Genomic DNA, 14,111 nt, shown 5'->3' with positions numbered 1-14,111 from the left:
GCTAATTCAACATGTCTTTAGGCAGAGTAATCTGATATTTTTTCAGACGGCGATAAACAGTTGGGCGAGATACGCTTAACTGTTTTGCTACTGACGATATATTCCAGCGGCGATGCTGTAACATCTCAACTAGTGCTTGTTTTTCAGGCAATTGAACATCACCCTCGGTCGCAGTTACCGGCGTATGTTCGGGTATAGGCGTTTGCATGGGCGTCAATAATGAAGGACTCTGCCATCGATGCGTTACGCATTCTTCCGGCAAGTGATGTACTGTTATTTCATTTGCTTCACAGATCGCGTCTGCAAAAGTCAGGATATTAGCTAACTGGCGAATATTACCCGGCCATCCATAAGCGAGTAAAGTGTGGATGAGATAGTTCTTATCGGCTCGTGCTTTAAGTGCACGTAGTTTTAAGGTAGCGCCATTTAGCCGATTGAAAAGGTCTTCTCGGAAGCGGCCATCAGCGATCAGTTGCGCGATGGTGCAATGGGTGGCCGCAAGGACTCGCATATCCACTCTAATGGGCTTAACTGCGCCGACAGGAAGCACCTGCCCTTCGGCTAATACACGAAGTAAACGAGTTTGGAGGTGTAAGGGCATATCACCAATTTAATCTAAAAATAGGGTTCCGCCGCTGGCTTGCTGAATGAGTCCTTTGGCTCCTTTTGCTCGACCACCGGTCAACGTGCCGGGTGCGTACCCGAATAACTCGCTCTCAATCAGTGACTCAGCAATCAAGCGCGGGCACCGATTCATCCTGTATGCTCTGTGCTCGGAGGACCACTGATTTGGGTTTACTCGATAGATTCGACGTTGAATCAATGAGCATTCCAAATAGAATTTGTTGGGTACCGGATACTCTGAATGCGCGTGTACCGTCTTTAGTATTGTAGGTAATCGACAAGATATCGCGCCACTCGCATTCCAACGATAAGGGTAAAGAAACGCTAGGTTGATTAAGCACCGTGAGCGTTGATAGAAGAGCTCGAGCCGCAGAATTAGCCGCTAGAATATCGCCTTGCTCATCCACAGCGAATAATAATTGTCCGTTCACTTGGACTAACTCACGTGACTGATCACATCTGAAAATTAAACTGTGTCGATAGCGTCTTAGGAAGTAGGCGTCCTCAATCAACCTTGCATACAACTGGGTTAAGTGAAGCGCAAAATTTTGGCTGCCGCGCGTTTTAGATGAATCTAAAGCTAAATCGGTATTGTTAACGGACGGGACCGAACTAGAAGCTGATTTAATTGTTTATGCTACGGGCTATGGTTCGATGAACGGTTGGGCGGCTAAAATCATTTCTCAAGAAGTTGCTGATAAAGTTGGGAAATGCTGGGGTATGGGGTCTGATACGAGCAAAGATCCCGGGCCATGGGAAGGTGAACTACGTAATATGTGGAAACCCACGCACCAAGAAGCACTCTGGTTTCACGGGCGCAACTTACATCAGTCCCGGCACTACTCTCAATACCTTTCACTGCAAATAAAAGCGCGTATGGAAGGCATTGCAACACCCGTTTACGGAATGGAGCCTGTTCATCACCTAAGCTAGGGCTGTGACCGATGAATAGATATTGATAGGTAGCTCTCATAAGGTAGCTCTCATAAGGTAGCTCTCATAAGGTAGCTCTCATAAGGTAGCTCTCATAAGGTAGCTCTCATAAGGTAGCTCTCATAAGGAAGCTCGCATAAGCTACCTATCAATCCCCAGCTTAGCTTTTTTTGCAATTACGATTAGACTCAGAGAACTGTTGCGTTACTATTTTCTGGCTGAGCAAGGGCAAAAAGTTTAACTCTAACAATCACTTACCATAAGTACAAAGATAAGCGGTATCGACAGTGGTTGTGACCTTAAACTTCTTATTGGCTTCAATCGTAAACACTTCTGAAGCTGTAAACGTTTTCCACTCTTGTTGTTCTGGTAGTAACACCGTTAATGCCCCGCTAACAACCGTCATAGTTTCAAACTCGCTAGTATCAAACTCATACTCACCCGGAGCCATAACCCCAACCGTTGCAGACTGAACAGCAGTATTAAAGGCAATTGATGCTACCTTGCGCTCAAAATATTCGTTTACGTTAAACATATTTATCTTTCCAATTCAAAACTAAGTAAGCCATTAGTCTACATTTTTGCGACCTGACTGTAAGCAATGGCAATCAATTTAATTTATTCAGTACTCATACTAATTTTCTTTATCTCTCTTTATCTGCTACTTTATTTCTTGATATCTTCATCTGTTGGATCAACAGTTTCTTCATCACTTTTCATCCTAGTTTCAGCATTGGCAACGTTTTCCTTGTTAAGCTCGTTGGCCATTGATGCCGGTGTTCCATCTGGGAAAGCAATAAAAGGAAATGGCATTTCGTTAGTTTTGAAGGTTAAAAATAAGGTAATTTGATATATATAGGTACTCAAATTTTGACCAAAAGGTATCACTGCTTGATTTACCTCTCCTTTAAACAGAAGTGTCAGAAATTGAAAAATTGCCACCAAAGATACGATAAATTTTGCCACACCTGAAAATATGCCAAAAAGAAGCATGAATAAGCCTCGCTTCCACGTATTCAAATTAGTTAATTTTGCTTTAATTTTGTCGTCCATTTGATTCTCCTAAAAACAGTGTTGTTAATTGTTCATTCTTCTTAACTGTTAGCAATAATAAAGCCAATAATATTTACAATTAAATCATATAGTTAAGTTTAGGCCTCGATAATAAAATAAAAAAATCACGAGTTATTGTATTTTATCGCCACATTATGACCAAATTCACCAATCCATAATAAGAGTAAATCCTAGTAAAATTACGCTCAACTAAGCATAAAACACAATACAGCTTTAAATAGCGGTTGATCCACCATCTACGGGCAGAGCCACCCCGGTGGTAAAACCGGCTAAGTCTGAACATAAATATAACACGGCCCCAGCTACTTCTTCAGGTTGACCAATACGTCCAATGGGATGAAGGTTGTTTACGTACTGTTGTTTTTGCGGATCGTTCTGTGTTGCCCGTTTATACATATCGGTATCAATAACGGCCGGACAAACAGCATTAACACGCAGGCCTTTTTTAGCATATTCGACAGCGGCTGATTTTGTTAGCCCAAGCACAGCATGTTTACTGGCACAGTAAATACTCATTTTTGGTGCTGCACCTAAACCAGCAATAGACGCGGTATTTACAATGACCGAGGTAGGCTGTAGCAGCATCGCAGGAATTTGATATTTCATGCAGCGCCAAACACCTTTGACGTTAACGTCCATTATTTTGTCGTAAACCGCTTCGTCGCCATCGGCCAATTTGCTTTGTTCGATTTCGATACCCGCATTATTAAAAGCGATATCTAATTTTCCGTAGATTGCTAAAGTACCATCAACCAGTTCTTTAACATCTTGCTCTATTGTTACATCACAAGAAAGAAATGTGGCAATGCCGCCGGCTTGAGTGATTTGAGACGCCGTTTCTTCACCATCAATTTGATTAATATCAGCCACCACCACACTGGCACCTTGTTGTGCAAATGCTAGGGCCGTTGCGCGGCCAATGCCATTACCAGCACCGGTTATTAAAACCACTTTATTATTAAAATTATTCAACGCATTAACCTAAATATATGTAAGTCACTAGACCATAGAGTGTTTACTCAAATAGTGGAAATTATTTACTTTCATGGGAGTCTATTAGTCTAGATAATTATGAATAGTTAACTCAGTAGAGCGCTGAAATACCGACCATTATAATACTCCATTGCATCAGCGCTTCGCATCACTAGACATTGGCAATATGGCTGAGTATCCTATACCTAATTGAACACTAAATTGATATTGTTATGACCGATACTTCGCACAACCCAGACCTTCATCTATTATGGCCAACTCCATTTTTGCGAACCAAGTTCGCTGATAACGTTCAAGTTAATAAGGCGCTGGTAACACTTTTCACTGCACATCGAAATAATAATGACAAGCTAAAAGCGCCTGTTTATTCGAGTAGTGACGATTTATTAATGCGCTATAGTCATCCAGAACTGAACGCATTATTTACATTTATTTCTGACCAACTATTTCAGATGTCGACTCAAGTGAACGCTAAACTTTGGCAGTTCAGCCGCTCTACAAAGCTACAAATGAATGTTGTTGGCGCTTGGTTTCAAATCCAAAATGGTCATGGTTTTCACGAAACGCATAATCATGGCAATTGTGCTTGGTCTGGCGTTTATTACGTACAAGTTGATGATGAAGAGAGTCGTGTCGCTAATAAAGAGTTGGGTGAGATGAATGGTGTGACCCGATTTTATGGCCACCAAATGGATGTAATTGGCGGAGGCTATATGGATTCGGGCAATCTATACCTGCAAGACAATAGTTTTGACTCGCCGCCTGAAGAAGGCGTTTTATGCATTTTCCCCTCACACCTTAAACATATGGCAATGCCCTATATTGGTAAAAAAGACCGAATTGTTGTGTCGTTTAATGTCCAGGTACATGGTGATCAGGGGGATGGCTTGTTTGACCATAGCTTTACTAACAAACTGTAAATCGACATTAATACGCTATGGTGTTCTGGTATATAAGTCTGAGTAATATAAGCCAACAAGCATTTCCGCCGCATAGACGCATCCAAGGCAGCACATTGACAACTCTTGGCCATGGATTACAACGGTTTCGGTTGGTTTTCCATGGCTGATCAGCTTGCAGTGAGCGCATTCATAACTTACCGCTCTGCATGTAGATGCATTAGACATTGCATTCATCCATACCTTCGACTAGAGCATGCCAAGCCAGCATCACGCACTTTTTCCGCGCAGGATGGTTGCGCACAGCCTCAAGCGGTAAGAGCATCTGCGGGATATTGACGTCTTCTCCGGCTATCCATCCTTGCATTTGAGCTGCTATTTTTTTTGCATACTCAGTCGACTGTCCTTTAATGGATTCAGTCATCATTGAGGCCGATGCGATACACACGGAACATCCCCGACCTCTAAATTGAATCGCTTGGATAATATTATTATTCAGACTGAAACCTACTTCAATGTCATCACCACAGCGCGGATTAGAGCCTCTTTTAACAACTTGCATTGTGCTTAACTCTCCGACTACTTTATTTCGAGGTTTCTTAAAGTGATCCAGCAACTGTGCTTTGTATAACTGCGAGTCTGACATTAGGCAAAAACCTTCTCAGCGTGCTCTAGTGCATTCACCACAGCGCTAATATCATCGTTAGTGTTATACACAGAAATACTGATACGCAATGTTGAACTGACTCCTAGATGTCTTAGTAGTGGTTGAGCACAATGGTGACCAGCGCGAACTGCAACACCAGAGTCGCCCATAATTTGGGCGAGGTCATGAGCATGGATCACATCATGATAAAAGCTAACAATGCCTGAAGACAGATGCTTGGCAGGTGAAACTAAGTGCAGATTTGGATAATGCGATAGTTGTTGATATAGACTACTTGCCAGTTCTCCAATATGCATCTTAATATTTGCTTGACCCAATGACTCGACAAAGTCGCAAGCAGCTGCAAAACCAATGGCACCCACAAGATTAGGTGAACCTGCTTCAAAACGATGTGGCGCTTCACTCCAAGTGGTGTCAGCGATACTGTCGGCGCAAAAGTCGACCATGCCTCCTCCTAGTCTTAACGGTTGCACTTGATCGAGTCTATCTGGCGCTATATACAGAATGCCTATGCCAGTTGGTGCAAACATTTTATGTGCAGAGAAGACCAAAAAGTCACAGCCCAGCTGTTGCACATTAATCGTATTGCTGACCACCGCCTGAGCAGCATCAATGAGAGTCGGGATATGTTTTTGCTTGGCTTGCTCGCAGATAGCTTTTACATCATTGGTCGTACCCAATACATTAGATGTTTGGGTCAGTGCAATCATGGCTGTCGTATCAGAAAATATATCAGGGTGTCGGTCTAGGTCTAATTCGCCAGTACTGTTGAGCTCAATTATACGCAGACTCGCCCCCGATTTTTCACACACGTGTTGCCAAGGTAAATAGTTTGAGTGATGCTCCATGCGTGTCACCCACACATTTTGTCCTGGTTTTAGGCGTGGCAGCAAAAAGCCTTGTGCCACTTGGTTAATGCTGTCCGTTGCTGAGGCGGTAAAAATCACTGACCTATGAGTTGCAGCGCCTATAAAACTTTTGAGTCGTTCTCGTGCTTGTTCATACCGCGTCGTTGTTTGTTCAGCCAAAGGATAAAAGCCGCGATTAACAGGGCTGTGAAATAGCCGCATAGCATCATCCATTGCCTGCATTACCATCTCTGGTTTTTGCGAGGTGGCTGCGTTATCTAAATAACTTAAGTTTCGCGTTAGTTCATTATTTCTAAAAATCGGGAAAAGCGCTTTAACACGTTCAGGATTAATCCGCGCAGCTGCGTTAGTTTGTTTGTCAGTCTCAATATTAGATAGCGCCACAGAACTCATTTTTTATTCACCCGCAGCCAGCTTGTGTGCTTGATATATTGTCGCGACTGCACCACCTGCATCTTCCACCAGCAATTTATCTCTGTTTCTTATACCAGTGCCACCGCGACGCAATAATGTAATTTCACTCAAAATACACAGCGCAATTTCTTCTGGTGTTTGCGGACCTAAGTCTAAACCTGAGGGCGCAACGACGCGACTGATCTCATCTTCACTGACGTGTTCTTCGCGTAAATAGTCCAATACCAGTCTTGCGCGTTTACGGCTCGCTATAAGCGCTATGTAACCCGCATCGCAGCTCAATGCTTGTTTGATAGACTCGTGGTCACCTTTATGTTGTGTCGCTATTATTACATAGTCGTTTGGCTTAGGTGTTAGCTGACTATAATCTAGATCATCGGTAATGATATGCTTAGCAGCCGGAAACTTATCCCACGTAGCACCAAGGTCGTTAACGATGACTCGATAGCTTAGTATATCGCCCATAGCACAAATGACTTCAGCAACTTTACCATGTCCCATAACCCAAATAGTAGGCTCCGGTAACACAGGCTCTACATATACTTTCATACCGCCTCCACAAGGCATTCCTGCACCTAACATTTCATCATCTAAATCAATTTCCATCATCGCTGTTTGATTCGTTTCAATACATTCCATGGCCTTTTCGCAAGTACTTGATTCAGCACAGCCACCTCCTATCCAGCCAGTGACTACTCGACCCTGAGCATCAATAATCGCTTTGGAGGATGTTTTTGCTGAAACCGAACCATAGGTATCTACAACGGTTGCCACAGCAAACGGTTCTTGCTTCTGTTGCAGATCATTCATGATGTCGAAAATACTACGAGCCATAATTATTTCTCTTTAAATACATACTTATTTATGTGTTAGGGTCATGCAATACGATCACACGGTTGTTTTGTATCAGAATCTCTGTGCTGCAATCGTTGCCTAACATTCTGAAGTGCTTCTGGCGTATCTAAATCAAACGTGACGTGGTCGTTTTGAGCTTCAAATACAGTGACTTCTTGAGGTTGCTTTTGTATTAACTTACGACACCCTAGGTTTTTCTCACCGTCAAGGATAGCTTGACGGTGAGAATGATCTAAAATAATCGGATTACCCCTTTCACCTAAATATTGTGGAACCAATATCGATGTTGTACATTCATCGAATGCCAAATGCATTGCATGTAAATCTGACTTTTCAAGTAATACTAAATCCGATAGGCAAATAATAATGCCGTCTGTATTTTTAGTTAATGCTTTTAGCCCAGTATACACAGAAGTCATTTGACCTTCATGATAGTCGTGGTTTTCTACTAAGGTCACGGGCAAATCACTTAACTCACTTGCAACTAACGTAGCTTCATGTCCAACAACCACAACAATTTCATCCAGCCCGTAGTCAACCAATAACTGTGCCGTTCTGCGAACCAGTGGTTGTCCTTCGATATTGATTAGCAGTTTATTTTGCTCTCCCATTCTGGAAGAAAGCCCGGCAGCCAATAATACACAAGATAATCGTTTTGAAGGCATCATATTCGTCATTTAGATGAGCAGCAACTGCTCGATTCAGGCGGCTTGGTCGCTGACTCTGACTCAGAATTAGTAGTAGCACTCTCGCTTTGCAGTTTAGGCGCAGTATACATACTCTCACTTTTAGTATTTTTGAACTGTATAAGCTCAGCTAGCAGCGCAACGGCGATCTCTTCTGGCGTATTGGCTCCGATTTTAAGGCCTGCTGGATACCGAACATTGTTGATTACCTCTGGCGTGAAATTCATCCCCGCAGTCTTCTCTAATAGCTTCAAGGCTTTTTTTGAACTGGCAACCAATGCAGTATAGGGTGAAGCGATTTTTAATGCCGCGTTTAGACCCGCTTCATCGCGTTTGCCTTGAGTCGACACCACAACATATGGCATACGATTAAAATGTCCATCCGATATTTCAAAGTTATCAAGCACACTGATTTCACTGGAGAAAAGCTCATTGGGTGTGCCTTCTACCGCAACAGTAACCTCAAACCCAGACATTGAGGCTATTTTTGATAAAGCGTGGGAAACCGGTGAGGCCCCTATAATTAACAATAATGGTTTGACAGTAATTGGCTCTATAAATATATCTAAGGTCCCACCTGAGTGGCACGCCATATTGAATTTGACGATGCCATCTTCCAACGCGGTTTGATGCGTTGGGGTGACTCTAATAAGCTGTGGTTGTCCTGTTTTAATACATTCTCGTACGGTTTTAATGACAGCGGGCTGCGCGCAACCGCCCCCTATCCAACCAAAAATTTCGCCTTCAAAAGTAACTAATGCTTTTGCCCCCGGTTTTGCCGACGTCGGTGATTCGCAGCGAACTACCGTGGCTAAAGTAAAGTGCTTTCCTTGTCGAGTGAGTTGTTCTGCTTTTAGTTCCAGTTCAGCTGAATTAATCATACTGTTTTTCCTTAGCGTGCTACCAAGTTTTAGTCAACGCACCTTCAAGTGCAGCCAGTGATTCTAGGTTGTTAGCCGGAGCGAATAAATCAATAAAAGGCAACGCCGCAGCCATACCAGCAGCGATTGGTTCATATCCATGATGGCCTAGTAACGGATTCAGCCAGACAATTTTTCTGCAACGTCGTTTTAGTATTTGCATCTCGCTGCTAAGCTCTTCGCTCGGACCAGCGTCAAGGCCGTCGCTAACAATCATAACTAAGGAACGTTTATTAACACTCTGCCCATATTGTTGATTAAACTTATGCAGGCTTTCGCCAATTTTAGTGCCCCCAGACCAATCATCCGACATCATCGCTAAACTATTTCTAACTCGCATTAAATCCGTTTGTTTTAACGCATTGGTAATTGGCAAAAGCTGCGTGTTGTAAGCATAGGCTTGGACATCTTTAAATACATTAATGAGTCCTCTTGCAAAACGTAAAAACAAAAAACTATACATGGACATTGAGCGACTTACGTCGACAATAATAATAAGTTTCGGCGTTTGTGGCTTCAGACGTTTCTTGCAGAGTTCAAGAGGCGTGCCCCCGTAGCGTAAGCTCTTGCGTATGGTTCTGCGAAGGTCGATTTTTCCTTTGTTTGCCTGATATTGGTACCGTCGGGAAATTCGTTTTTTCATTTGTTTCGCTAAGCGTTCTATTAAACGCTCCATTTTACGCATTTCATCAGGATCTTTTATTGAATGAAAATCTTCCTTGGCAAGATTTGCTCGTGAGCTTGCACCTTCTTTGGTGCCACTTGCTTCTGGCACATCGTCGCCGTCTTGCTCTGCGGCTGTATCGGCTGATGATGGTTTAGGCGTTTGCTTTCTATCTCCTTCAGATTGTTGCTTTTGCTGCTCAGGTGACTTTTTCTTTGCGGCAGGAGATTGATTTGCTTGAACGAATTGTTTGGTATTTGATGACAACCAATAGGCATTAAAAACCTCATCGAATTTTTTCCAATCATCTTCATTTGAGCAAATTAGTGCTTTTAGGCCTAATTTAAAGGCATATTTGTCACTTATATAACAATACTCAGCAACTTTGAGCGCATCTACTTGCTCAGCAATACCAACACGAAAATTATTGTTACGCGCATGGCGAATAAACTCGACAACCCGGCGAGTTAAATGTTCAGAGAACTCATCACAATATACTTTGTTTAGTTGTGTCATCAATAAGCTCTAGATTAGACTGCGCGAGCGATCAGTCGCTCTATTTCAAAGGGTTCTAAGCGCATCGAATCTTCTCGTGTTTTTAACAGACAAACTAAACTGTCTTGAATGACCTCCATATCTTCATCTAAGCTAGTAATACCTAAGTTCAACAGTGCGGCAGCCCAATCGAGTGTTTCCGCAACTCCGGGGACTTTCTGTAAATCAATCTTGCGTAAATCCTGAATGAAAGCAACCACCTGCCGAGCAAGTTGAGGACCAATTTCAGGTACGCGTTTATTTACAATTTGAAGTTCTTTATCGAAACTAGGGTAGTCGACATAATGATAGAAGCACCGGCGCCGAAGCGCGTCGCTCAACTCTCTTGTACCATTAGATGTTAATACGACAAAAGGGATAGATTTGGCTTTTATAGTGCCTATTTCAGGGATACTAACTTGAAATTCTGAAAGTAGTTCCAATAAATAAGCTTCAAATTCTTCATCTGCTCTATCAATTTCATCGATAAGTAAAACCGGTGACTTTTCTTGCATAATAGCCGCTAGCAATGGACGCTGTAATAAGTATTTTTCACTAAAAAGCTCACTCTCCATCGATCCATTTGGGTTATTCTGCTGTCGCTCTTCGAGCATTTTAATTGAGAGTAGCTGGTGCTGATAATTCCACTCGTAAACCGCCGAGTTAACATCTAGACCTTCATAACATTGCAAGCGAATGAGAGGACAATCATAAAGCTGAGAGATCACCCTCGCTATTTCAGTTTTACCTACACCCGCATCGCCTTCCAGCAACAAAGGACGCTTCATATCTGAAAATAATAAGAGGCTTGCTGATAAATTACGTTCGGCTATGTAGCCAAGCTCTGACAATTTCCCCTGAAACTCAGCGATGCGGTTAACTTTAGTCATCAGTATTTAATCACTCTATTTTTTCGAACTAAAAAGACTACCAAACCAACCCACAAAAACAGACCAAGCGAATGCGAGTCCATTTAATTCCGCAGGTTGCTCTGCAATTTTATCCCGTGCCATTTCAGCTTCTTCACCTTCCCCCATACTGGCAACATTATTGGCAAAGCTTTTTCCAAATTGATTTAGCATTTGATCCGCAACTTGGGTCATCATTCGACCTCCTAGACTAGCTGCTTTGCCATTTACAGTTACTGTTGCAACACCTTGCAGAACACTTTTACCATCCTCAGTATCTTCTACCCATGCTCGCAAATCCATGGTGGCAGATGATGAACCTTTAGTGTCCTGTCCTTTTCCAATCATATGAAGTTCACGTTTTTCGGCATCAATATTTTGGATAATAATATCGCCATTAAAGGCCATCGTTGCCGGTCCAATCTTGGCCTTAACTTTACCTTTGTAATTTCCATCACCTAGGTCTTCTGTAATTTCAGCGCCCGGCATGCAGCTGGCAACACCTCTAATATCTTGCAAGAAAGTCCAGGCTTGAACGCCAGTACCAGGTAGTGAAAACTCTTTGTTTAAATCGACTTTCATTTTTTAATAATTCCAATATGAATAAAATAACAAACCAGTCCTGATAGCTATCAGGACTGGTTTGAGATGAGCTAACGAATTAGCTAATTGTCTAGTAATCCAAGTGCTTTAATTTGCTTCCAAACGCGATAGGCATTGTGAGGCATATCCATGTGAGTGACGTCTAAATGTGCAAAGGCGTCGACCATAGCGGAAGTAAAGGTTGGAATACTGCCAACATGCGGTGACTCAGCTACACCTTTGGCACCAATTGGATGGTGTGGTGAAGGTGTAACCGTATAGTCTGTTTCCCATTTGGGTGTTTCAACGAAAGTTGGTAAAAAATAATCCATTAAGGTATTACCTAGCAGGTTACCTTCCTCGTCGTATGGCATTTCTTGTCCCATTGCGACAGCATATCCTTCAGTAAGACCACCATGAATTTGGCCATCAATAATCATCGGGTTTATGCGTGTACCGCAATCGTCTAGGGCATAGAATCGACGTATGTCAGTTACGCCGGTGTCTTTGTCGATGTCAACAACACAGAGATAGGCACCAAATGGAAAGGTGAAGTTTGGTGGGTCATAGTAATCAACCGCTTCAAGACCAGGCTCCATACCTTCTGGTACATTGTTATACGCCGCCCAGGCGATGTCTTTCATGGTTTTTTCTTGACCAGGAACACCTTTCACTTTAAAGCGATCAACTTCCCACTCAAGGTCGTCTTCACTTACCTCTAATAGATGAGCCGCTATTTTCTTTGCTTTCGCTTTGATTTTACGAGCAGCTACCGCGGTTGCAGCGCCACCTACAGGCGTAGAACGAGAACCATAGGTTCCCAGTCCATAGGGTGAAGTATCGGTATCACCTTCCTCAATTGCAATTTCATCAGATGTAATACCCAATTCAGAAGCAATGATTTGTGCATAGGTTGTTTGATGGCCTTGTCCTTGGGTAATAGTGCCCATGCGCGCCATAACTGAACCTGTAGGATGAACCCTAATTTCAGCACTATCGAACATGCCAACGCCCAGAATATCGCAAGATTTAGAAGGCCCAGCACCAACCACTTCAGTAAACGTGACTAAGCCAATACCCATTAACTCGCCGTTCGCCCGTTTTTCTTCTTGTTCTCGCCGCAGGCCTTTATAATCGACTGCATCGAGCACTTTTTCTAGCGCAGTATGGTAGTCGCCCGAATCCAACTCGAAACCTAAGCAAGTTGTATACGGAAATTGTTCTTTTTTAACAAAGTTACGGCGACGGATCTCTGCTTTATCAATACCAAGTTTCTGCGCCAGAACGTCCATGGTGCGCTCAATAACGTAAACCGCTTCAGTCACACGGAATGAGCATCGATAAGAAACACCACCCGGGGCTTTGTTCGTATACACGCCATCGACATTCAAATGCGCAACGGGAATATCGTAAGAACCCGTGCATATATGCATGAACCCGGCAGGAAATTTAGATGGATCCGCACACGAATCAAATGCACCATGATCGGCTAAAACGTTGACTCGCAATGCCTTGATAATACCGTTGCTGTCTGCAGCGAGTTCGCCACGCATATGATAGTCACGGGCAAATGCCGTAGTCGAAATGTTTTCCATACGGTCTTCGACCCATTTAACCGGGACGCCCAAGACGATAGAAGCGACGATAGAAGCCACATAACCAGGATAGATACCGACCTTATTACCAAAGCCGCCACCAATATCAGGGGAAACGATACGTACGCTGCTTTCAGGAAGACCAGAAAGCATAGACACCACGGTGCGAACAACATGTGGCGCTTGTGACGTTAAATAAACCGTTAGCTTGCCGTTTATTTTATCCATCGACGCAACACACCCACAGGTCTCTAATGGACATGGATGTACTCGGTGATAGACCATATCCTGTGATACGGTAACTTCTGCGGCATCAAAAACACGGTCAGTTGCATCTTTCTCACCGGCTTGCCAGTTAAAGATGTGGTTATCATGTTTGCGCGTGCTGTGCGCGCCTTCCATTTTGCCAACCAGATCTTCGCGTAAAATCGGAGCTTCAGCGGTCATTGCCTTGTGTGGGTCAACTAACACTGGTAATTCTTCATATTCTACTTCAACTAGATCGATTGCATCGGCAGCGATGTAGCGGTCATCGGCAACAACTAAAGCGACTTCTTGATATTGGAAGTGAACTTTTTCGTCGGCTAAAACAGCTTGCACATCACCCGCCAAAGTTGGCATCCAGTGAAGATTAAGGGGCTTTAGATCTGCTGCGGTTAAAACAGCGTGTACGCCGGGTAACGCTAATGCTTTTTCTGTATTTATGCTTATGATGCGGGCATGAGCATACGGACTTCTGACCATATCTGCGAACAACATACCAGGCATTTTAATGTCATCAGTATAATTGCCTTTACCCTGAATAAAACGAGCATCTTCTTTGCGTTTGCGCGAACAACCAACACCGTTTAACGAGTCTTCGCGTTTTTGCTTATCTGCTACTGTATCCATTAC

The 14,111-nt window shown here is 43.1% G+C and carries 17 protein-coding genes and 1 pseudogene; 2 read left to right on the top strand and 16 right to left on the bottom strand.

Going from position 1 to position 14,111, the window contains the following annotated elements:
* Position 1: 1 nt before the first annotated feature.
* The 3 genes and pseudogenes from G399_RS22805 to G399_RS22390 all read right to left on the bottom strand — a co-directional run bounded on the left by G399_RS22805 (position 2) and on the right by G399_RS22390 (position 1,055).
* Positions 2-208, bottom strand: coding sequence for a helix-turn-helix domain-containing protein (locus G399_RS22805; RefSeq protein WP_226988922.1), 207 nt, complete (start codon positions 206-208; stop codon positions 2-4).
* Positions 209-247: 39 nt separating this feature from the next.
* Positions 248-739: pseudogene (locus tag G399_RS23080) on the bottom strand (sigma-54-dependent Fis family transcriptional regulator); the annotation flags it as partial.
* The gene (locus G399_RS22390; protein WP_211229865.1) at positions 729-1,055 is read right to left on the bottom strand and encodes a hypothetical protein; all 327 of its coding nucleotides are present in this window, start codon (positions 1,053-1,055) and stop codon (positions 729-731) included. The pseudogene G399_RS23080 and the gene G399_RS22390, both read right to left, overlap by 11 nt.
* Before the next feature lie 160 nt (positions 1,056-1,215).
* On the opposite strand from G399_RS22390, the gene G399_RS0116560 reads away from it, so the two are divergent.
* Positions 1,216-1,557: an NAD(P)/FAD-dependent oxidoreductase gene (locus tag G399_RS0116560; RefSeq protein ID WP_026843820.1), complete on the top strand. Its 342-nt coding sequence runs from the start codon at positions 1,216-1,218 to the stop codon at positions 1,555-1,557.
* 250 nt (positions 1,558-1,807) lie between these two features.
* Here the strand turns inward: G399_RS0116560 and ppnP are convergent, their stop codons facing one another.
* From ppnP to G399_RS0116545, 3 genes are all read right to left on the bottom strand, one after another.
* Complete coding sequence (gene ppnP / locus G399_RS0116555; RefSeq protein WP_006009551.1) at positions 1,808-2,092, bottom strand: pyrimidine/purine nucleoside phosphorylase; 285 nt, start codon at positions 2,090-2,092, stop codon at positions 1,808-1,810.
* A gap of 131 nt (positions 2,093-2,223) precedes the next feature.
* Positions 2,224-2,610, bottom strand: coding sequence for a DUF4389 domain-containing protein (locus G399_RS0116550; protein WP_006009550.1), 387 nt, complete (start codon positions 2,608-2,610; stop codon positions 2,224-2,226).
* Between the two features lie 234 nt (positions 2,611-2,844).
* The gene (locus G399_RS0116545; protein ID WP_006009549.1) at positions 2,845-3,603 is read right to left on the bottom strand and encodes an SDR family oxidoreductase; all 759 of its coding nucleotides are present in this window, start codon (positions 3,601-3,603) and stop codon (positions 2,845-2,847) included.
* 233 nt (positions 3,604-3,836) lie between these two features.
* Here G399_RS0116545 and G399_RS0116540 point away from each other — a divergent pair, with 233 nt between their 5' ends.
* On the top strand, positions 3,837-4,544 hold the full coding sequence (locus G399_RS0116540; protein WP_006009548.1) for a TIGR02466 family protein: 708 nt from the start codon (positions 3,837-3,839) through the stop codon (positions 4,542-4,544).
* Positions 4,545-4,559: 15 nt separating this feature from the next.
* Here G399_RS0116540 and G399_RS23015 read toward each other — a convergent pair whose 3' ends face one another.
* From G399_RS23015 to G399_RS0116495, 10 genes are all read right to left on the bottom strand, one after another.
* Entirely contained in the window at positions 4,560-4,751 is a 192-nt protein-coding gene (locus tag G399_RS23015) for a heavy metal translocating P-type ATPase metal-binding domain-containing protein (protein ID WP_158409434.1), read from the bottom strand.
* Entirely contained in the window at positions 4,744-5,169 is a 426-nt protein-coding gene (gene sufU / locus G399_RS0116535; RefSeq protein ID WP_006009547.1) for a Fe-S cluster assembly sulfur transfer protein SufU, read from the bottom strand. Before sufU ends, G399_RS23015 begins: the two co-directional genes overlap by 8 nt.
* A complete protein-coding gene (locus G399_RS0116530; RefSeq protein WP_006009545.1) occupies positions 5,169-6,452 on the bottom strand; it encodes an aminotransferase class V-fold PLP-dependent enzyme in 1,284 nt (427 codons plus the stop codon). Before G399_RS0116530 ends, sufU begins: the two co-directional genes overlap by 1 nt.
* A gap of 3 nt (positions 6,453-6,455) precedes the next feature.
* The gene (locus tag G399_RS0116525; protein ID WP_006009543.1) at positions 6,456-7,307 is read right to left on the bottom strand and encodes an XdhC family protein; all 852 of its coding nucleotides are present in this window, start codon (positions 7,305-7,307) and stop codon (positions 6,456-6,458) included.
* Between the two features lie 41 nt (positions 7,308-7,348).
* Complete coding sequence (locus G399_RS20950) at positions 7,349-7,996, bottom strand: nucleotidyltransferase family protein (protein WP_158409433.1); 648 nt, start codon at positions 7,994-7,996, stop codon at positions 7,349-7,351.
* Between the two features lie 5 nt (positions 7,997-8,001).
* Positions 8,002-8,895 (bottom strand): XdhC family protein, encoded by an 894-nt coding sequence (locus G399_RS20945; RefSeq protein ID WP_006009541.1) that lies wholly within the window; start codon positions 8,893-8,895, stop codon positions 8,002-8,004.
* Between the two features lie 19 nt (positions 8,896-8,914).
* Positions 8,915-10,114 (bottom strand): vWA domain-containing protein, encoded by a 1,200-nt coding sequence (locus G399_RS20940; RefSeq protein WP_006009540.1) that lies wholly within the window; start codon positions 10,112-10,114, stop codon positions 8,915-8,917.
* Between the two features lie 14 nt (positions 10,115-10,128).
* Positions 10,129-11,022, bottom strand: coding sequence for an AAA family ATPase (locus tag G399_RS0116505; protein ID WP_006009539.1), 894 nt, complete (start codon positions 11,020-11,022; stop codon positions 10,129-10,131).
* A gap of 15 nt (positions 11,023-11,037) precedes the next feature.
* Positions 11,038-11,622 (bottom strand): SRPBCC family protein, encoded by a 585-nt coding sequence (locus G399_RS0116500; protein WP_006009538.1) that lies wholly within the window; start codon positions 11,620-11,622, stop codon positions 11,038-11,040.
* A gap of 83 nt (positions 11,623-11,705) precedes the next feature.
* Positions 11,706-14,108: an aerobic carbon-monoxide dehydrogenase large subunit gene (locus G399_RS0116495; RefSeq protein ID WP_006009537.1), complete on the bottom strand. Its 2,403-nt coding sequence runs from the start codon at positions 14,106-14,108 to the stop codon at positions 11,706-11,708.
* Positions 14,109-14,111 lie beyond the last annotated feature (3 nt).

It is taken from the genome of Brumicola pallidula DSM 14239 = ACAM 615, assembly GCF_000428905.1.
GTDB lineage: Bacteria > Pseudomonadota > Gammaproteobacteria > Enterobacterales > Alteromonadaceae > Glaciecola > Glaciecola pallidula.
Note: the sequence above shows the minus strand (reverse complement) of the source record. Positions and strands in the feature narration are given on the sequence as shown.